Annotated in this window: 18 protein-coding genes and 2 tRNA genes; 5 read left to right on the top strand and 15 right to left on the bottom strand. The window is 52.5% G+C overall.

What is annotated here, in order from left to right; translation table 11 throughout:
• Nucleotides 1–84: 84 nt before the first annotated feature.
• From infB to DAI21_RS07370, 4 genes are all read right to left on the bottom strand, one after another.
• Nucleotides 85–2,778 (bottom strand): translation initiation factor IF-2, encoded by a 2,694-nt coding sequence (gene infB, locus DAI21_RS07385; RefSeq protein ID WP_100778755.1) that lies wholly within the window; start codon nt 2,776–2,778, stop codon nt 85–87.
• Between the two features lie 24 nt (nt 2,779–2,802).
• A complete protein-coding gene (nusA, locus tag DAI21_RS07380) occupies nt 2,803–4,290 on the bottom strand; it encodes a transcription termination factor NusA (protein WP_100778754.1) in 1,488 nt (495 codons plus the stop codon).
• 28 nt (nt 4,291–4,318) lie between these two features.
• Nucleotides 4,319–4,771 (bottom strand): ribosome maturation factor RimP, encoded by a 453-nt coding sequence (gene rimP, locus DAI21_RS07375; protein ID WP_142503648.1) that lies wholly within the window; start codon nt 4,769–4,771, stop codon nt 4,319–4,321.
• Between the two features lie 207 nt (nt 4,772–4,978).
• Nucleotides 4,979–5,055, bottom strand: a tRNA-Met gene (locus DAI21_RS07370).
• 341 nt (nt 5,056–5,396) lie between these two features.
• Here DAI21_RS07370 and argG point away from each other — a divergent pair.
• The gene (gene argG / locus DAI21_RS07365; RefSeq protein WP_100778752.1) at nt 5,397–6,743 is read left to right on the top strand and encodes an argininosuccinate synthase; all 1,347 of its coding nucleotides are present in this window, start codon (nt 5,397–5,399) and stop codon (nt 6,741–6,743) included.
• Between the two features lie 195 nt (nt 6,744–6,938).
• On the opposite strand, the gene DAI21_RS07360 is transcribed toward argG, so the two are convergent.
• From DAI21_RS07360 to rlmE, 6 genes are all read right to left on the bottom strand, one after another.
• Nucleotides 6,939–7,025, bottom strand: a tRNA-Leu gene (locus DAI21_RS07360).
• Between the two features lie 9 nt (nt 7,026–7,034).
• Nucleotides 7,035–7,367, bottom strand: a complete 333-nt coding sequence (gene secG, locus DAI21_RS07355) for a preprotein translocase subunit SecG (protein WP_100778751.1) — start codon at nt 7,365–7,367, stop codon at nt 7,035–7,037.
• Between the two features lie 224 nt (nt 7,368–7,591).
• Nucleotides 7,592–8,929, bottom strand: coding sequence for a phosphoglucosamine mutase (gene glmM / locus DAI21_RS07350; RefSeq protein WP_107702767.1), 1,338 nt, complete (start codon nt 8,927–8,929; stop codon nt 7,592–7,594).
• The gene (gene folP / locus DAI21_RS07345) at nt 8,922–9,770 is read right to left on the bottom strand and encodes a dihydropteroate synthase (RefSeq protein ID WP_100778749.1); all 849 of its coding nucleotides are present in this window, start codon (nt 9,768–9,770) and stop codon (nt 8,922–8,924) included. The genes glmM and folP overlap by 8 nt, the downstream gene beginning before the upstream one ends.
• A gap of 96 nt (nt 9,771–9,866) precedes the next feature.
• Nucleotides 9,867–11,801, bottom strand: a complete 1,935-nt coding sequence (gene ftsH, locus DAI21_RS07340; RefSeq protein WP_100778748.1) for an ATP-dependent zinc metalloprotease FtsH — start codon at nt 11,799–11,801, stop codon at nt 9,867–9,869.
• 102 nt (nt 11,802–11,903) lie between these two features.
• Nucleotides 11,904–12,530: a 23S rRNA (uridine(2552)-2'-O)-methyltransferase RlmE gene (gene rlmE / locus DAI21_RS07335; protein ID WP_100778747.1), complete on the bottom strand. Its 627-nt coding sequence runs from the start codon at nt 12,528–12,530 to the stop codon at nt 11,904–11,906.
• 126 nt (nt 12,531–12,656) lie between these two features.
• Here rlmE and yhbY point away from each other — a divergent pair, with 126 nt between their 5' ends.
• The gene (gene yhbY, locus DAI21_RS07325) at nt 12,657–12,950 is read left to right on the top strand and encodes a ribosome assembly RNA-binding protein YhbY (protein WP_095283563.1); all 294 of its coding nucleotides are present in this window, start codon (nt 12,657–12,659) and stop codon (nt 12,948–12,950) included.
• A gap of 151 nt (nt 12,951–13,101) precedes the next feature.
• Here yhbY and greA read toward each other — a convergent pair whose 3' ends face one another.
• Nucleotides 13,102–13,578, bottom strand: coding sequence for a transcription elongation factor GreA (greA, locus tag DAI21_RS07320; protein ID WP_100778746.1), 477 nt, complete (start codon nt 13,576–13,578; stop codon nt 13,102–13,104).
• Between the two features lie 246 nt (nt 13,579–13,824).
• Here greA and dacB point away from each other — a divergent pair, with 246 nt between their 5' ends.
• From dacB to pmrB, 3 genes are read left to right on the top strand one after another with little or no spacing between them, the layout of a single operon-like run.
• Entirely contained in the window at nt 13,825–15,258 is a 1,434-nt protein-coding gene (gene dacB, locus DAI21_RS07315) for a serine-type D-Ala-D-Ala carboxypeptidase (protein WP_100778745.1), read from the top strand.
• A 2-nt stretch (nt 15,259–15,260) separates the two neighbouring features.
• Nucleotides 15,261–15,923, top strand: coding sequence for a two-component system response regulator PmrA (gene pmrA, locus DAI21_RS07310; RefSeq protein WP_102105486.1), 663 nt, complete (start codon nt 15,261–15,263; stop codon nt 15,921–15,923).
• On the top strand, nt 15,920–16,963 hold the full coding sequence (pmrB, locus tag DAI21_RS07305; protein ID WP_107702766.1) for a two-component system sensor histidine kinase PmrB: 1,044 nt from the start codon (nt 15,920–15,922) through the stop codon (nt 16,961–16,963). Before pmrA ends, pmrB begins: the two co-directional genes overlap by 4 nt.
• A gap of 36 nt (nt 16,964–16,999) precedes the next feature.
• Here pmrB and cgtA read toward each other — a convergent pair whose 3' ends face one another.
• The 4 genes from cgtA to rplU form a co-directional block, all read right to left on the bottom strand.
• On the bottom strand, nt 17,000–18,178 hold the full coding sequence (cgtA, locus tag DAI21_RS07300) for an Obg family GTPase CgtA (RefSeq protein WP_100778742.1): 1,179 nt from the start codon (nt 18,176–18,178) through the stop codon (nt 17,000–17,002).
• Complete coding sequence (locus DAI21_RS07295; RefSeq protein WP_107702765.1) at nt 18,175–19,158, bottom strand: DMT family transporter; 984 nt, start codon at nt 19,156–19,158, stop codon at nt 18,175–18,177. The genes cgtA and DAI21_RS07295 overlap by 4 nt, the downstream gene beginning before the upstream one ends.
• A 95-nt stretch (nt 19,159–19,253) precedes the next feature.
• Nucleotides 19,254–19,511 (bottom strand): 50S ribosomal protein L27, encoded by a 258-nt coding sequence (rpmA, locus tag DAI21_RS07290; protein WP_004385076.1) that lies wholly within the window; start codon nt 19,509–19,511, stop codon nt 19,254–19,256.
• A gap of 19 nt (nt 19,512–19,530) precedes the next feature.
• On the bottom strand, nt 19,531–19,842 hold the full coding sequence (gene rplU / locus DAI21_RS07285) for a 50S ribosomal protein L21 (protein ID WP_095284390.1): 312 nt from the start codon (nt 19,840–19,842) through the stop codon (nt 19,531–19,533).
• Nucleotides 19,843–19,951: the final 109 nt, after the last annotated feature.

The raw sequence follows: 19,951 nt of genomic DNA, 5'->3' as shown, positions 1-19,951 counted from the left end.
AAGGGGCCATAAGCCCCTTTTGATATTTCATGCCGGGTGGCGCTTCGCTTACCCGGCTTACAATTTTCTTAATCCTTTCGGGGATTAAGCAATGCTACGCTGGATTTCGATGATTTCGAACACTTCGATCATATCGCCAACGCGAACATCGTTGTAGTTCTTAACGCCGATACCACATTCCATGCCGTTACGGACTTCGTTAACGTCATCTTTGAAGCGGCGCAGGGATTCCAGCTCGCCTTCGTAGATAACCACGTTGTCACGTAGAACGCGGATTGGGTTATGACGTTTGATGGTACCTTCGGTAACCATACAACCCGCGATCGCACCAAATTTCGGTGATTTGAACACGTCACGAACTTCAGCCAAACCGATGATCTGCTGTTTCAGTTCTGGAGACAGCATGCCGCTCATCGCTGCTTTCACTTCGTCGATCAGATGGTAGATGACGGAGTAGTAGCGCAGATCCAGGCTTTCTGAATCGATAACTTTACGCGCAGAAGCATCAGCACGAACGTTGAAGCCAACCAGAATCGCGTTGGACGCCGCAGCCAGGGTTGCGTCGGTTTCGGTGATACCACCGACACCAGAACCGATGATCTTCACTTTCACTTCGTCGGTAGACAGTTTCAGTAAAGAGTCGGAGATCGCTTCCACAGAACCCTGAACGTCTGCTTTCAGTACGACGTTCACTTCGTGAACTTCGCCTTCAGTCATGTTAGCGAACATGTTCTCGAGTTTAGATTTCTGCTGACGAGCCAGCTTAACTTCACGGAATTTACCCTGACGATACAGTGCAACTTCACGCGCTTTCTTCTCGTCACGAACAACGGTCACTTCATCACCGGCAGCCGGAACACCTGACAGACCCAGGATTTCCACAGGAATGGATGGACCAGCTTCCAGAACTTCCTGACCCAGTTCGTTACGCATCGCACGAACACGACCGTATTCGAAGCCACACAGTACGATGTCGCCTTTGTTCAGCGTACCTTCACGGACTAGAACTGTTGCAACCGGACCACGACCTTTATCCAGGAAGGATTCGATAACGGCACCGCTTGCCATGCCTTTACGAACGGCTTTCAGCTCCAGAACTTCAGCCTGCAGCAGGATTGCGTTCAGCAGGTCATCAATACCGGTACCCGCTTTTGCAGATACTGGGATGAACTGAGACTCACCGCCCCACTCTTCCGGCATAACGCCGTACTGGGACAGTTCGTTTTTAACGCGATCCATATCAGCTTCTGGCTTATCGATCTTGTTCACAGCAACAACCACTGGCACCTGCGCCGCTTTCGCGTGCTGGATTGCTTCGATTGTCTGTGGCATCACGCCATCGTCTGCTGCTACAACCAGAACAACGATATCCGTTGCTTGTGCACCACGAGCACGCATAGAGGTAAACGCGGCGTGACCCGGGGTATCCAGGAAGGTGATCATACCGTTGTCAGTTTCAACGTGGTAAGCACCGATGTGCTGGGTAATGCCGCCCGCTTCGCCAGAGGCCACTTTCGTTGAACGAATGTAGTCCAGCAGAGAGGTTTTACCGTGGTCAACGTGACCCATGATGGTCACAACGGGTGCGCGGGATTCTGCCGCAGCGCCGGTGTCACGGTCGCTCATTACCGCTTCTTCCAGCTCGTTTTCACGACGCAGGATAACTTTGTGGCCCATCTCTTCAGCAACCAGCTGCGCGGTTTCCTGATCGATAACCTGGTTAATGGTTGCCATTGCGCCCAGTTTCATCATCGCTTTGATGACCTGAGAACCTTTAACAGCCATTTTGTTTGCCAGGTCGCCCACGGTGATGGTTTCGCCAATCACAACGTCGCGGTTAACGGCCTGAGCAGGTTTCTGGAAGCCCTGCTGTAAAGAGGAACCTTTACGCTTGCCACCTTTACCACCGCGAACAGCGGCGCGCGCTTCTTCACGGTCAGCTTTGGATTCAGAGTGCTTGTTGCCTTTCTTCTGAGGACGAGCCGCTTTAGTCGTGCGAGTACGGCCACGGCCGCCTTCAACTTCACGATCGTTCTCATCTTCGGCCTGGCGAGCATGCTGAGAAGTCGTGACGTGATAATCGCTCTTATCCTCTTCACCTTTCTCTTTTTCTTGCTCAGCCCAAACACCGGCATTTTCTTCCGCCATACGACGTGCTTCTTCAGCTACGCGACGCGCATCTTCTTCGAGCTTGCGACGTGCTTCTTCTTCCGCTTTACGCTTCAGGTCGGCTGCTTCAGTTTCACGACGGGCTTTTTCTGCCTGGGCGGTTTTGGTCATTTCGTCAGTTTGTTGATTGCTCACTTTGTCTTTTTCCGCAGCTTCACGCTTTGCTTTATCACTGGCATCGCGTTTCGCTTTTTCAGCGGCCTCACGTTCAGCTTTTAATACTGCCTCACGCTTGGCTGTTTCTTCTGCCTCACGATGGGCTTGCTCTTCCGCTTCACGCTGCGCCTGCTCTTCCGCTGCAAGGCGCTCGGCCTCTTGCGGATCACGTTTTACAAAGGTGCGTGTCTTGCGGACTTCGATTTGTACCGATTTGCTTTTTCCACCGGTACCTGGAACATTTAACGTGCTGCGCGTTTTACGCTGCAACGTCAGTTTGTCAGGCGTTGAACCGTGTTCACGGTTCAGGTGCGCTAACAAAGTTTGTTTTTCTTGTGCAGTTACTGAGTCATCAGCAGCCTTTGGGATCCCTGCATCAGCAAATTGCTGTACCAGGCGGTCCACAGGGGTCTGAATCTCAGCAGCCAGCGATTTTACAGTTACATCAGTCATGCTGTTCCTTCCTGCTACAGTTTATTACGCTTCGTCGCCGAACCAGCAAATATTACGTGCGGCCATGATGAGTTCGCCGGCTTTCTCGTCGGTTAAACCTTCGATATCAGCCAGGTCATCAACGCCTTGCTCAGCGAGATCTTCCAGCGTACAAACACCACGGGCAGCCAGCTTGAACGCAATCGCACGATCAAGACCTTCCAGATTCAGCAGGTCATCAGCCGGCTTGTTATCACCAAGGCTTTCTTCCTGAGCCAGCGCCAGGGTGGTCAGTGCGTTTTTAGCGCGTTCACGCAGGGCTTCAACGGTTGCTTCATCCAGGCCGTCAATTTCCAGCAGTTCTTTAATTGGCACATAGGCCAGTTCTTCAAGCGAAGAGAAACCTTCTTCGACCAGGACAGTGGCGAAATCTTCGTCGATATCCAGGTACTTCGTAAAGTTATCGATCGCTGCATGGGCTTCAGCCTGATGCTTAGCCTGCAGGTCATCAACCGTCATTACGTTCAGATCCCAGCCGCTCAGCTGAGACGCCAGACGGACGTTCTGACCGTTACGACCGATAGCCTGTGCCAGGTTACCTGCTTCAACGGCGATATCCATGGTGTGCTTGTCTTCGTCGACAACGATAGAAGACACGTCAGCCGGAGCCATAGCGTTAATCACGAATTGTGCCGGGTTGTCGTCCCAAAGCACGATATCAATGCGCTCGCCGCCCAGTTCAGTAGAAACAGCCTGGACACGTGCGCCACGCATACCAACGCAAGCACCGACCGGGTCGATACGCTTATCGTTGGTTTTTACCGCGATCTTAGCGCGAGAACCCGGATCGCGGGCCGCTGCTTTGATCTCGATAACTTCTTCACCGATTTCTGGCACCTCAATGCGGAACAGTTCGATCAGCATTTCTGGCTTAGAGCGAGTGACGAAGAGCTGCGCACCACGCGCTTCCGGACGCACTGCGTACAGAACGCCGCGGATACGGTCGCCTGGACGGAAGTTCTCACGCGGCAACATGTCTTCACGCAGGATCACGGCTTCAGCGTTGCTGCCCAGATCCAGAGAGATGTTGTCACGGTTCACTTTCTTCACCACACCGGTGATGATTTCACCTTCGTGTTCGCGGAACTGATCAACCACCATCGCGCGCTCAGCTTCACGCACTTTCTGTACGATAACCTGCTTAGCGGTCTGAGTGGTGATACGGTCGAAGGTGACAGATTCGATCTGATCTTCAACATATTCGCCAACGTTGAAGCTTTCGTCTTCATAACGAGCCGCTTCAAGCGTGATTTCTTTGGTTGGTTGGGTCACTTCTTCGACGATCACCCAACGGCGGAAGGTATCGAAGTCACCACTTTTACGATCGATTTCTACGCGAACATCGATCTCTTGTTCGTATTTTTTCTTGGTTGCTGTAGCCAGTGCACTTTCCAGCGCTTCGAAAATCTTCTCACGCGGCAGTGATTTCTCGTTAGAGACGGCTTCAACAACAGCCAAAATTTCTTTGTTCATCGCGGGCTTTTCACCTCAATCCAGACTGTTAAAAGTGGGGAACCAGGTTCGCCTTCTGGATATTACTCAGCGCGAACACTTCATCTTTGCCTTCGACTGTCACCGTGATCATCTCACCATCAACGGCCTTAATAATGCCCTGCCATTTACGGCGGTTTTGCACAGCCATACGCAGAACGACAGTCACTTCTTCACCGAGATACCGCGTGTAGTGCTCAGCGGTGAACATCGGACGGTGGAGACCAGGCGAGGAAACTTCCAGGTTATAGGCAACAGTAATAGGATCTTCAACGTCAAGAACTGCACTAACCTGGTGGCTGACATCAGCACAATCATCAACATTGATGCCATCTTCACTATCAATATAGATGCGCAGCGTGGATGTGCGGCTGCGAATAAATTCGATGCCGACCAGTTCGTAGCCCAGTGCTTCGACCGGTGCCTTAATCATCTCTGTTAATTTTTGCTCTAATGTGGACAAGCCCACCCCCAAGACATAAAAAAAGGGCCTAAAGCCCAGTTATTCTGTAGTCAGATAACAAAAAACCCCGATAAATCGGGGCTTTAGATAACTGAACCCTATAGCCGCAACTGCGGCCTGGAGCACTTTCTGAAAGAATTTTTTCAAATCCAGCTACGAAGGCTCTGAGTCTTCACAGTATATTTGAAAAAGAACTTTATAGGAAAGTGGTTGCGGGGGCCGGATTTGAACCGACGACCTTCGGGTTATGAGCCCGACGAGCTACCAGGCTGCTCCACCCCGCGCCTGAAACGTGGCAAATTTTACTCGTTTTGGGTAAAAAATGCAAATAATGCTGGGATTTGGTACCGAGGACGGGACGTAAAATCTGCATGCATTATATTGGTTAGAGCATTCCGCTGTCAACTCTGGTTTCCATGCGCTACGCTGAATAACGTTAAAGGCTTGTGTCTTTTTTCCTGTTTGCCTCGCAACAGGCAGCAGCACAGGATTTTTCACAAAAAATGCACGAATCTCTTCCGGTCATCGACAAAAGATGATTAAATGAAAACTCACTTATTTTGCATAAACATGCAATGAGAGCGAAAGCGGTCTCTAATCAGTCAATCAAGCAGGGTTTTATTTTATGACGACGATTCTCAAGCATCTTCCGGTAGGACAACGTATTGGCATCGCTTTTTCTGGCGGCCTGGATACCAGCGCTGCACTGCTGTGGATGCGCCAAAAGGGAGCGGTTCCTTATGCTTATACTGCGAACCTGGGTCAGCCGGATGAGGAAGATTATGATGCGATCCCTCGTCGTGCCATGGAATATGGCGCAGAGAACGCACGTCTGATTGACTGCCGTAAGCAGCTGGTTGCGGAAGGTATCGCTGCGATTCAGTGCGGTGCATTCCATAACACTACGGGCGGTCTGACCTATTTCAACACCACACCGCTGGGTCGTGCGGTGACGGGCACGATGCTGGTTGCCGCCATGAAAGACGATGGCGTGAACATCTGGGGCGATGGTAGCACCTATAAAGGCAACGACATTGAGCGTTTCTATCGCTATGGTCTGCTGACAAACGCCGAGCTGCAGATTTATAAACCGTGGCTGGATACCGACTTTATTGACGAGCTGGGCGGCCGCCATGAGATGTCCGAGTTCATGATCGCCTGCGGCTTCGACTACAAAATGTCAGTTGAGAAAGCCTACTCCACCGACTCCAATATGCTGGGTGCGACGCACGAAGCGAAAGACCTGGAATTCCTGAACTCCAGCGTGAAGATCGTTAACCCGATCATGGGCGTGAAGTTCTGGGACGAAAACGTCAAAATCCAGGCTGAAGAAGTAACGGTACGCTTTGAGCGTGGCCACCCGGTTGCCCTGAATGGTCAAACGTTCGCTGATGACGTCGAGCTGATGCTGGAAGCAAACCGCATCGGTGGTCGCCACGGCTTAGGCATGAGCGATCAGATTGAAAACCGTATTATCGAAGCGAAGAGCCGTGGCATCTATGAAGCCCCGGGGATGGCACTGCTGCACATTGCTTACGAGCGTCTGCTGACCGGTATTCACAACGAAGACACCATTGAGCAGTATCACTCCCACGGTCGTCAACTGGGTAAACTGCTGTACCAGGGCCGCTGGTTTGATCCACAGGCACTGATGCTGCGTGATGCTCTGCAGCGTTGGGTTGCAAGCGCTATCACCGGTGAAGTGACTCTGGAACTGCGTCGTGGCAATGATTATTCCATCCTGAACACCGTGTCTGACAACCTGACCTATAAAGCAGAGCGTCTGACCATGGAGAAAGGTGATTCCGTGTTCTCCCCGGACGATCGTATCGGTCAGTTAACCATGCGTAACCTGGATATCACCGACACCCGTGAGAAGCTGTTCAACTACATCGAAACCGGTCTGCTCTCTGCCTCTTCCGGCAATGGCCTGCCGCAGGTTGAGAATCTGGAACACAGCGACAAGAAGTAATTCTTAATAAAGACATGCAAAAGGCGCCTGATGGCGCCTTTTTTGTTGGCCTGATATTCTTTTGTCGGGCGGGTAAGCGCACTGCCAAAAGCTCGTTATGGCCGGTGGTACTGCGTTTACCGGGTCTGTGAAACAGGGACTCAAAAGATACAGACGAAAAAAAAGACGTCTTTCGACGTCTTTTTTCAGGAATATTGGTACCGAGGATGGGACTCGAACCCACAAGCCCGTTAGGGCACTACCACCTCAAGGTAGCGTGTCTACCAATTCCACCACCTCGGTACTGAGTACTTAGTGCGGGATATCGCTGGTCGGCTTAGCCGGTTCAGCTGGCTGAGTCTGCTCAGTTTTAGACGGAGCACTCAGATTGTCCCACTCGCTTCCTTTTGTGGTCTTGTTGCTATTGATATTGCCAAGCGCCAGACTGATGATGAAGAACAGCGTAGCCAGAATAGCCGTTGTACGGGTCATGAAGTTCGCAGAACCACTTGAACCAAACAGCGTACCGGAAGCGCCTGCTCCGAAGGAGGCTCCCATATCAGCGCCTTTACCTTGCTGCAGCATGATCAGCGCTACAAGAGCGATGGCTACAATAAGGAAAACAACTAAAAGAGCTTCGTACATAATCAACCTGTTCCTTGCGGAGTTGCCGCATACCAATGCTTCGACCAATTTAGCAGGAATTGTGTTTCCCACTGAAGCGGGTGTGAATACTAACCAAAGCGAATGACCTTCGCAAGGGCAATTTCAGCGCATTGTATCAACTGCGGAAAAAAACAGCAAAAGCGCATCTGTCGGGCAAAATAAAGGCGACAAGCGTCGCCTTTTTAAACACTTACTGTGCGAAGTTATGCGGTTTTTACCGCATCGGCGATTCGATGAGCAAACTCAGTAACCTGCTGCTCGTCTTCACCTTCAACCATCACGCGAATAAGCGGCTCAGTTCCGGATTTACGCAGCAACACGCGGCCACGATTCCCGAGGGCAGCTTCGACTTCCGCCATCACCGTTTTCACGTTCTCATTTTCTAGCGGATCGCCTTTACCCGCGGTAAAGCGAACATTCACCAGAATCTGCGGGAACATTTTCATGCCGGTGCAAAGATCGTGCAGGCTCATATGGTTACGCACCATCGCGGCAACCACCTGCAGACTGGCGACGATACCGTCACCCGTAGTGGTTTTGTCGAGCAGGATCACGTGACCGGAGTTTTCAGCCCCGATGCGCCAGCCTTTTTCCTGCAATTTTTCCAGCACATAGCGGTCGCCCACTTTAGCACGCGCAAATGGAATACCCAGCTGCTTCAGCGCCAGCTCAAGACCCATGTTGCTCATCAGCGTACCTACCGCGCCACCGCGAAGCTGTCCCTGACGCAGTCCTTCACGGGCGATGATATAGAGGATCTGATCGCCATCGACCTTATTACCTTCGTGATCAACCATGATGACGCGGTCGCCATCACCGTCAAACGCAATCCCCAGGTCAGCTTTCTCAGCCAGAACGCGGGCCTGCAGCGCGCGCACGTCAGTGGCGCCCACTTCTTCGTTGATGTTGACGCCGTCTGGCTCACAGCCGATAGCAATCACTTTAGCGCCGAGTTCACGGAACACGTTTGGCGCAATGTGGTAGGTCGCGCCATTGGCACAATCGACCACAATTTTGAGATGGCTCAGGCTCAGTTCGTTCGGGAAGGTGCCTTTACAGAATTCGATGTAACGGCCCGCTGCATCCACAATACGGCTGGCTTTGCCCAGCTCAGAAGAGTCAACGCAGGTCAGCTCTTTTTCCATTTCTGCTTCGATGGCCTCTTCGACTTCATCCGGCAATTTGGTGCCATCGATGGAGAAGAATTTGATGCCGTTGTCGTAGAACGGGTTATGGGAAGCTGAAATCACAATACCGGCTTCAGCGCGGAAGGTGCGCGTCAGATAAGCCACCGCAGGGGTTGGCATTGGACCGGTAAAGGAAGCGGAAAGCCCGGCGGCTGAAAGCCCTGCCTCTAATGCCGACTCCAGCATATAGCCGGAAATACGGGTGTCTTTACCGATGATGATCTTACGCGAGCCATGACGCGCCAGTACCTTACCTGCCGCCCAACCCAGCTTAAGCACAAATTCAGGAGTAATGGGTGCATCACCCACGCGCCCACGGATACCATCGGTGCCAAAATATTTACGATTACTCATAGCGTTTGTTTTCCTTCGCTGACAATGTGGCTTCAACCACACGCATAGCTTCTACTGTCTCTTTGACGTCATGGACGCGAATAATGTGAGCACCTTGCATAGCCGCGATCACCGCGCAGGCAAGGCTGCCGCTCAGACGTTCGCTCGGGCCAACATTCAGCAATTGCCCGACCATGGTTTTTCGCGACATCCCGACCAGCAACGGCAAGCCAAAATGGTGAAATTCCGATAAGCGTGCAAGCAGCTCATAGTTATGGGAGAGATTTTTACCGAAACCGAATCCCGGGTCGAGCAGCAATTTCTCTTTTGCGATACCGGCACGCTCACAGCGCGCGATTTGCTCAATAAAGTAGCGATTCACGTCCGCGAACACATCAGAATATTTTGGAGCTTCCTGCATCGTTTTTGGCTGGCCCTGCATGTGCATCAGGCAGACCGGCAAACCGGTTTCTGCGGCAGCCTCAAGGGCACCAGGCTCAGACAGAGAGCGAATATCATTAATGATGTGAGCACCCACTCTCGCCGATTCACGAATGACTTCCGGCTTAGAGGTGTCGACGGAGATCCAGACTTCAAAGCGCTGGGCGATAGCCTCAACCACCGGGATCACGCGTGATAACTCTTCTTCCACACTCACGTCCGCCGCACCGGGGCGCGTCGATTCACCGCCGATATCAATAATCGTTGCGCCTGCATTGATCATCAGATTGGCATGCTTCACCGCGTCAATCAGCGTGTTATGCGTGCCGCCGTCGGAAAAGGAGTCAGGGGTAACGTTCAGGATGCCCATCACATGGGGATGTGAGAGATCGAGAGTCGTGTCCTGGGCGAAAAGTTTCATGGCTAAATCCCTGGTATTTTGAGTTATGCAGATAAGAAAAACCCCGGAGCAAGCTCCAGGGTTTCAGGTGAAGATAAATACATCTTCAGCGGTGACTTATTTGTCGCCTAACTGTTCTGACATGGTATTGCCCGGATTTGGCGTACGCGGTTCATCGACCGGACGCGGTGCACGCGGGGTGCCATTGTTGTCAGAATTATTGGAAGCGCCTGGATCTTCCCAACCTGCTGGCGGACGCACTTCCCGGCGAGCCATCAGGTCGTCAATCTGCGGAGCATCAATGGTCTCATATTTCATGAGCGCATCTTTCATTGAGTGCAGAATGTCCAGGTTGTCATTCAGGATTTCACGTGCGCGGCCATAGTTGCGTTCAACCAGCGCCTTCACTTCCTGATCGATGATACGCGCGGTTTCATCGGACATATGTTTCGCTTTTGCTACAGAGCGGCCCAGGAACACTTCGCCTTCCTCTTCCGCGTACAGCAGCGGACCGAGTTTGTCGGAGAAGCCCCACTGAGTAACCATGTTACGCGCCAGATTAGTCGCGACTTTGATGTCGTTAGACGCACCGGTAGAAACATGCTCCACACCGTAGATAATCTCTTCAGCCAGACGACCGCCGTACAGGGTCGAAATTTGGCTTTCCAGCTTCTGACGGCTGGCGCTAATCGCATCGCCTTCCGGCAGGAAGAAGGTCACACCCAATGCGCGACCGCGCGGGATAATGGTCACTTTATGCACCGGATCGTGTTCCGGTACCAGACGACCAATAATCGCATGGCCTGCTTCGTGGTATGCCGTGGACTCTTTCTGCGCTTCAGTCATCACCATGGAGCGACGTTCCGCACCCATCATGATTTTGTCTTTCGCTTTCTCGAACTCCACCATCGACACGACGCGTTTGTTACCGCGAGCGGCAAACAGCGCTGCTTCGTTGACCAGGTTTGCCAGGTCAGCACCGGAGAAGCCCGGCGTACCACGTGCGATAATTGCCGCATCGATGTCCGGAGACAGCGGTACGCGACGCATGTGGACTTTAAGGATCTGTTCACGACCACGAACATCCGGCAGACCGACCACAACCTGGCGGTCGAAACGGCCTGGACGCAGCAGCGCAGGGTCAAGTACGTCTGGACGGTTAGTCGCCGCGATAACGATGATACCTTCGTTACCTTCGAAGCCGTCCATCTCAACCAGCATCTGGTTCAGAGTCTGCTCACGTTCATCGTGACCGCCGCCCAGACCCGCGCCACGCTGGCGGCCTACGGCATCGATTTCATCGATGAAGATAATGCACGGTGCTGCCTTCTTAGCCTGCTCGAACATGTCACGCACACGAGATGCACCGACACCCACGAACATTTCAACGAAGTCAGAACCTGAAATGGTAAAGAACGGGACTTTCGCTTCACCCGCAATGGCTTTCGCCAGCAGGGTTTTACCGGTACCCGGAGGACCAACCATCAGAACGCCTTTCGGGATCTTACCGCCCAGTTTCTGGAAACGGCTCGGCTCACGCAGGTATTCAACCAGTTCCGCCACTTCTTCTTTTGCTTCGTCACAACCTGCGACGTCGGCAAACGTGGTCTTGATCTGATCTTCCGTCAGCATGCGCGCTTTGCTCTTACCGAACGACATGGCACCTTTGCCACCGCCGCCCTGCATTTGGCGCATGAAGAAGATCCAGACACCGATAAGCAGCAGCATCGGGAACCAGGAAATGAAGATAGAAGCCAGCAGGCTTGGCTCTTCAGGCGGCTCACCTACCACCTTGACGTTTTTAGTCAGAAGGTTATCAAGCAGCTTAGGATCGTTCACCGGGATGTAAGTCGTGTAACGGTTACTATCTTTCTTGGTAACGTTGATCTCACGTCCGTTGATACGCGCTTCGCGAACCTGGTCCTGATTGACCTCTTGCAGGAAGGTAGAATAATCCACCTTGCGGCCATTCGACTCGCTGGGCCCAAAGCTCTGGAACACTGACATCAGCACAACGGCAATGACCAGCCAGAGTATTAGGTTTTTCGCCATGTCACTCAAGGGATTAACCTCATATTACAACTGTGTTAAAAACAGCGTCAGGAGACTCTCTATCCAGTGTCTTTCGAACGTTCGTCCGAAGTCAGCCGGTTATCATTTCCGCCCGGTCGCTACAATATACACTTCACGTGAACGAGCACGGGAAGAGTCCGGCTTACGAACTTTCACCTTCGCAAACAGGGAGCGAATTTCCTTAAGATACTCCTCGAAACCTTCGCCCTGGAACACCTTCACTACAAAACTACCACCAGGCGCTAGAACATCACGACACATTTCTAACGCAAGTTCAACCAGATACATGGAACGGGGAATATCCACCGCTGGTGTTCCGCACATATTTGGCGCCATATCAGACATGACAACCTGAACTTTACTGTCACCTACACGTTCGAGTAATGCTTTCAGGACTAATTCATCACGAAAATCGCCCTGAAGGAAGTCAACACCGACAATCGGATCCATTGGTAAAAGATCGCATGCGATGATTCGCCCCTGGCCACCAATTTGTGTCACAGCGTACTGTGACCATCCGCCAGGTGCCGCACCGAGGTCAACAATCGTCATTCCCGGTTTAAAGAGTTTGTCACTTTGCTGTATTTCATCAAGTTTAAACCAGGCACGGGAACGTAACCCCTTTTTCTGTGCCTGAAGAACATATTTATCGCTAAAGTGTTCCTGGAGCCAGCGGCTGGAGCTGGCAGAACGCTTTTTACCTGTCATTTAACTTTCCGTCCTGGTTCATCGTAACCTGCCTTTGACGTAAATTTCTACGCAGCTATTTGGCGATATAAGGGAGATGGCGGTAGAATGAACCGTTTTCAATCCCAACGTAAGCAAAAATATACGATGAATCTGAGTACTAAACAAAAACAGCACCTTAAAGGTCTGGCACATCCACTCAAGCCTGTAGTCATGCTTGGCAACAATGGTTTGACCGAAGGGGTGCTTGCCGAGATCGAACAAGCGCTGGAGCACCACGAGCTGATTAAGGTGAAAATTGCCTCTGAAGACAGAGACACGAAAACCCTGATCGTGGAAGCTATCGTGCGCAATACCGGTGCCTGTAATGTACAGGTTATCGGTAAAACGCTGGTGCTCTACCGCCCGTCTAAAGAGCGTAAAATCTCGCTGCCACGCTAAGAATATCCTGAATCGAACACTTTTTCAGTGTAAAACGAGGGATTTCCAATAGCAGGTGAGCAAAATGCCATGCTCCGTGAGTTGATAAAAGGCCGCTATGCGGCCTTTTTCCTTTCTTTACAATGTATCAACAACTGCCGTGAGATGCGAATTACAGGTACTCGACCTTAATAATTTCGTATTCCACTTCGCCGCCAGGCGTGCGGATCACCACCACATCGTCCTGCTCTTTGCCAATCAGACCACGGGCAATCGGCGAGTTAACGGAGATGAGGTTCTGTTTAAAGTCCGCCTCGTCATCGCCCACAATGCGGTAAGCCTGCTCTTCGTCATTGTCCAGGTTCAGTACCGTCACGGTAGAACCAAAAATCACGCGGCCATTGTTCGGGATTTTGCTGATATCGATCACCTGTGCATTCGACAGTTTCGCTTCAATATCTTTGATACGGCCTTCACAGAAGCCTTGCTGTTCACGCGCGGCGTGATACTCCGCGTTCTCTTTCAGGTCGCCATGCTCACGCGCATCCGCGATTGCGGCGATGATTTCAGGACGGCGAACAGATTTCAGAAAATCCAGTTCTTCGCGCAGTTTTTCGGCACCACGTAAGGTCATCGGAATAGCTTGCATTTGTTATACCTCTTAAACATTCCTGTTGGGAGCGACTCACTCACTCCGACTTCCGGCCTCGCAGGCGTCAAAGCGTGTCACAGGTCGGGAGCAAAAGAAAACTGCCCGGAAGCAAAGTTCCAGGTCAGCAGCAATTTTTCAATTTGATGCGCATTTTACCGCGAAGTTCACTATGGGTCATCGTTTACTTTACAGGGCGTTGCACCGTAGTATGACGGTTTGTTTACGGGTTGTTAGCGCGAGATTATGCGATTTTCCAGATTTATCATCGGATTGACTACCAGTGTGGCGTTCACTGTCCAGGCAGCGAATGTGGATGAGTATATTAATCAACTCCCAGCTGGCGCTAACCTTGCGCTGATGGTGCAAAAAGTGGGTGCCCAGGCGCCGGAGATTGACTATCACAGCCAGCAAATGGCACTCCCCGCCAGTACACAGAAAGTGATTACAGCTCTGGCTGCGCTCTTGCAGCTGGGGCCCGATTTCCGCTTCACCACCACGCTGGAAAGCAAAGGCAGCGTGGATGACGGCGTCCTGAAAGGCGATTTAATCGCCCGTTTTGGCGGCGATCCGACATTTAAGCGCCAGGATATCCGCAATATGGTCGCGGTGCTGAAAAAGTCAGGGGTGCAGAAAATCGACGGCAACGTGCTGATCGACACCTCCATTTTTGCCAGCCACGACAAAGCCCCCGGCTGGCCGTGGAACGACATGACTCAGTGCTTTAGCGCCCCGCCGTCTGCGGCAATCGTCGACCGTAACTGCTTCTCCGTCTCGCTGTACAGCGCGCCTAAGGCCAATGATTTAGCCTTTATTCGCGTGGCGTCCTACTACCCCGTCACCATGTTCAGCCAGGTACGCACGCTGGCGAAAGGCTCCCCTGATGCACAGTATTGCGAGCTGGATGTGGTACCTGGCGATCTGAACCGCTTTACCCTGACCGGATGCCTGACGCAGCGTGCCGACCCGCTGCCGCTGGCATTCGCCATTCAGGATGGTGCCAGCTACGCCGGTGCCATTCTGAAAGATGAGCTGAAACAGGCCAATATCAGCTATTCCGGGACGCTGCTGCGCCAGACGCAGTCCAATGAACCCGGCACGGTGATTGCCAGCAAACAGTCCGCGCCGTTGCACGATCTGCTTAAGATTATGCTGAAAAAGTCCGACAACATGATCGCAGATACGGTGTTTCGCATGATCGGCCATGCCCGATTTGGCGTTCCCGGTACGTGGCGTGCAGGTTCCGATGCCGTTCGCCAGATCTTGCGCCAGCAGGCGGGGATCGATCTTGGTAACACTATTGCGGTCGATGGCTCCGGCCTTTCGCGCCATAATTTGATCTCACCTGCAACAATGATGCAGGTTCTTCAGTACATTGCGCAGCACGACACTGAGCTAAACTTTATCTCGATGCTCCCTCTCGCGGGTTACGATGGATCTCTTCAGTACCGTGCAGGTCTGCACGCTGCTGGCGTAGACGGCAAAGTTTCCGCCAAAACGGGTTCACTGCAAGGGGTGTATAACCTGGCAGGCTTTATTACGACGGCCAGCGGCCAACGCATGGCGTTTGTGCAGTATCTTTCCGGCTATGCCGTCGAACCGAGCGACCAGCGTAATCGCCGTATCCCTCTGGTGCGTTTCGAAAGCAGGCTTTACAAGGACATCTACCAGAATAACTAGCGATGAAATTACTCATTGTTGAAGACGACCTGTTATTACAGGAAGGTCTGGCGCTGGCACTGGCCAACGAAGGATATGCGCTTGATTGTGCCGCCACTGCGGCAGAAGCTGACTCGCTGATTCAAAGCGGCGAGTACAGTCTGGTGATCCTGGATTTAGGGCTGCCCGATAAAGACGGCGCTACGTTGCTGAGCCAGTGGCGCCGCCGCGGCGTTGAAAATCCGGTGCTGATCCTGACAGCGCGCGATGCCCTCGCAGACCGAATCAATGGCCTCGACTCCGGCGCAGATGATTATCTGGTGAAACCCTTTGCCCTGGCCGAGCTACAGGCTCGCGTTCGCGCGCTGATCCGTCGCTATCAGGGGCACAGTGACAATCTGGTGACGGATGGCGATCTGACGCTAAATTTGCAAACCCAACAGGTGATGCGTCATTCGCAGGCGGTCGAAGTCACTCCGAAAGAGTTCGCTCTGCTCACGCGGCTGATTATGCGCACCGGACAAACGGTGCACCGCGAAACTCTCCAGCAGGATATCTATTCCTGGCAGGACGATCCGGGATCAAACACCCTTGAGGTCCATATTCACAATCTGCGGCGCAAGCTCGGTAAAGACCGCATCAAAACCGTTCGCGGCGTGGGCTATCGCCTGGAGAGTCAAAAATGAACAGCATGCGTCGGCGATTGATGGTTTTGCTGGCGGTCATTCTGTTATTTTTCCAGTTGATTAGCGTGATTTGGCTGTGGCATGAAAGCCGCGAGCAAATTGGCTTTCTGGTGAGTGAAACCCTGTCGGCAAAATCGCGTAACCAACATGTCGAGAAGGAGATCCGCGAAGCCATAGCCTCGCTGCTGGTGCCTTCGCTGGTCATGGTCGGTTTTACCCTGCTCTTCTCCTTCTGGGCCATCACCTGGATTACGCGCCCGCTAAACAAACTGCGCGTCAGTCTCGCCAACCGGTCGGCGGATAATCTTACTCCCCTGCCTCTTTTTTCCGATATGGAAGAGATTGGAGCGGTGACTACGTCGCTGAATCAGCTGCTTGCGCGTCTGGACCACACCATCAAGCAGGAGCGCTTATTCACGGCTGACGCGGCCCATGAGCTACGTACACCGCTCGCTGGTATCCGGCTTCATCTGGAACTCATGTCTCAGTCAGGCTCACCACAGGCTGCGACGCTGATTCATCGCATCGATCAGCTGATGCATACCGTCGAACAGCTGTTGATGCTGGCGCGAGCGGGGCAGGCAATGGCCAGCGGCCATTATGATACGGTCAACTGGACTGAGCATATTATCGCGCCGCTGGCGTTAGAACATGAGGCGAAAGAGCACAGCGTCATCTGGCCGGTTCAAAGTCCACTGACCGTTCAGGGCGATCCGGTACTTCTGAGATTGATGCTGCGCAATCTGCTGGAGAATGCGGCGCGCTATAGCCCGGCGGGTACGACTATCACAGTCACGCTAACGGAGCACGACGAGGGCACCCAGGTCAGCGTTATCGATCAGGGGCCAGGCATCGACGAGGCGCATCGCCACTCGATTACCGAGCCGTTCCGTCGTCTCGACCAACGTTTTGGTGGCAGTGGGCTGGGGCTGAGTATTGTCCAGCGTATCGTGCAGTTACACCGTGGCAATCTGAAGCTGGAGAATGCGCCTGAGGGCGGGTTAATCGCCAGTTGCTGGCTGCCCTCCACGCTGAGCTAAAAAAAAGCCCCCTTCGAGAGGGGGCTTCTTAGCGGATCAGTGCTTGTAGATGAATTCGACACCTTCTTCGTCGTCTTCGTCCCAGTCATCATCCCAGTCTTCGTCATCTTCGACGTCAACTTCTTGTTCTTCGAGCTGCTGGCGATGATAGTCATCCCACATAAACTCAACTTTCTCAGGCCCTTTCACTTCTTCTGCCTGAGCAACTGGGTTTTCGATGATAAACGTCATCACATCCCAGCAAAGATCTTTCACGCCCATCTGGCTTGCCGCAGAGATCAGGTAGTATTTGTCTTCCCAACCCATTGCTTCAGCGATGGCTTTCGCTTTCGCTTCTGCTTCGGCTTTGTCCATCAGGTCGATCTTATTAAAGACCAGCCAGCGCGGTTTAGCGGCCAGCTTATCGCTGTATTTCTCCAGCTCACCGATGATGATGCGCGCATTCTCAACCGGATCAGAACCGTCGATCGGATCGATATCGATGAGGTGTAACAGAACACGACAACGCTCAAGGTGTTTCAGGAAGCGAATACCGAGGCCTGCGCCTTCAGCCGCACCCGCAATCAGACCAGGGATATCGGCGACTACAAAGCTCTTTTCGTTATCCATACGGACAACGCCGAGGCTTGGTACCAGGGTCGTAAACGGATAATCCGCCACTTTTGGTTTCGCCGCAGAGACCGCACGAATGAACGTCGATTTACCGGCGTTTGGCATGCCCAGCATACCCACATCCGCCAGCAGCATCAGTTCCAGCTGCAGGTCGCGTTTATCGCCCGGCGTACCCATCGTTTTTTGACGCGGAGTACGGTTCACAGACGATTTGAAACGGCTGTTACCCAGACCGTGCCAGCCACCTTTTGCCACCATCAGACGCTGACCGTGTTTGGTCATGTCACCCATGGTCTCGCCCGTACCCTGATCGATAACACGCGTACCGACAGGCACTTTAATAGTGACGTCTTTGCCGCGTTTACCGGTACAGTCGCGGCTCTGACCATTCTGCCCACGCTCCGCGCGGAAAGATTTTTCAAAGCGGTAGTCGATCAGCGTGTTGAGGTTTTCATCCGCCTCTAACCACACGTCACCACCATCTCCACCGTCGCCGCCGTCAGGGCCGCCACGAGGAATGTATTTTTCACGGCGGAAGCTAACGCAACCATTACCGCCATCACCTGCAACAACCAGGATCGTTGCTTCATCAACAAACTTCATCTTACTCTCCGTAAATCATTCGCCTGAGCGGGGACAACTACAACCGCTTCACTTTTGCGCCAACGTCCCCAAAGACGATGACCAATGGCGGAATACATCGCGCCCGCAACCACGACAAACGCACCGAGATAACCCAACAGGTTTAACATCGGTTTGACGAAGAAATCGGGCCAGGCCATTGATAACAAATCTGAAAATAACAGCGTAAACAGCGGCGTGAGTGTAATCAGGGCACTCACTTGTGCTGCCTGCCAGCGCGCCATCGCTTCGGCCAGCGCGCCATAACCGACCAGCGTGTTAAGCCCACAAAAAATGAGGCACGCCAGTTGCCAGTCGCTTAACTGAGTAATCACACCCGGTTTCGCCAACGGCAGTAGTGCTATCGTACACAAAGTGTACAGCAAAAAGAGGATCTGCTGTGAGGCAAGTCTGCGCAATAACACCTTTTGCGCGACGCCGTAGCTCACCCAGACCGTTGCTGCCCCGACGCCAAAAATCACACCCCAGGTGTAATCTGTCAGTCGGGTAAAGATCTCAATCAGGCTGGTGTTAAAGAACATCACCAGACCACACAGCAACATGATTGCCCCGATGATCTGTGTGCCGCGCATCTTTTCCTTGAGGATAAAGACGCTGGCCACCATCATGCCAACCGGTGAAAGCTGACCAATCACCTGAGACGCGGTGGGACTTAAATACTGCAAGGAAGAGCTGAACAGAATGAAGTTACCGAACAGACCGCCCGTCGCAATAGCCAGAAGCACCAGCCAGCGTGGTTTACGGAAAATCCGCAGCGGCGGCAGTTTGCCTTTTATCGCCAGAATCGCGCCAAGGCCGATACTGGCCATCAGAAAGCGATAAAACACCACTGTCGGCGGTTCCATCACTTCCAGGACCTGCTTCATTGCAATTGGCAACGCCCCCCAGCACACCGCTGTAGTGAGTGCCAGAAGAATGCCGATGCCAGCCTGCTGTTTCATGCCGGTTTTCCCTGCAGAAAATTTTCCGGGTTTTCAATGTAAAAAGCCCCGCAACACGTTGCGGGGCTTTAATCCGTTACCGGACCACGAAAAACTTACTCAGCAACGATGCTGATGTATTTACGGTTGTTCGGGCCTTTAACTTCAAATTTCACTTTACCGTCTGCTTTAGCAAACAGAGTGTGGTCACGACCGCAACCTACGTTGTTGCCAGCGTGGAATTTAGTACCACGTTGACGAACGATGATGCTACCCGCCAGAACAGATTCGCCACCGAAACGCTTAACGCCAAGACGTTTAGCTTCTGAGTCGCGACCGTTACGAGTTGAGCCGCCAGCCTTTTTATGTGCCATTTAAATCTCTCCTCAGGTCTTAGGCGCTGATGCCAGTAATTTTCACATCAGTGAACCACTGACGGTGGCCCTGCTGCTTACGGTAGTGTTTACGACGACGAAACTTAACGATTTTAACTTTCTCGCCACGACCATGAGCAACAACTTCAGCTTTAATCACGCCGCCATCAACGAAAGGAACGCCGATTTTGACTTCTTCACCGTTTGCGATCATCAGAACTTCAGCGAACTCAACAGCTTCGCCAGTTGCGATGTCCAGCTTTTCCAGGCGAATGGTCTGACCTTCGCTTACTCGGTGTTGTTTACCACCACTTTGGAAAACCGCGTACATATAGAACTCCGCTTCCGCGCACATCCTCGTGTTATTCAGAGTGCGCTATAAATATTCACAATAGGGCGCGAATATTACGCAAAACGCGAGCCTTTGACAAGTGCTACCA

This window comes from Lelliottia sp. WB101 (assembly GCF_003051885.1).
Classification (GTDB): Bacteria; Pseudomonadota; Gammaproteobacteria; order Enterobacterales; family Enterobacteriaceae; genus Enterobacter; species Enterobacter nimipressuralis.
The sequence above is the reverse complement of the archived record's forward strand: the minus strand, read 5'-3'. Positions and strand labels throughout refer to the sequence as shown.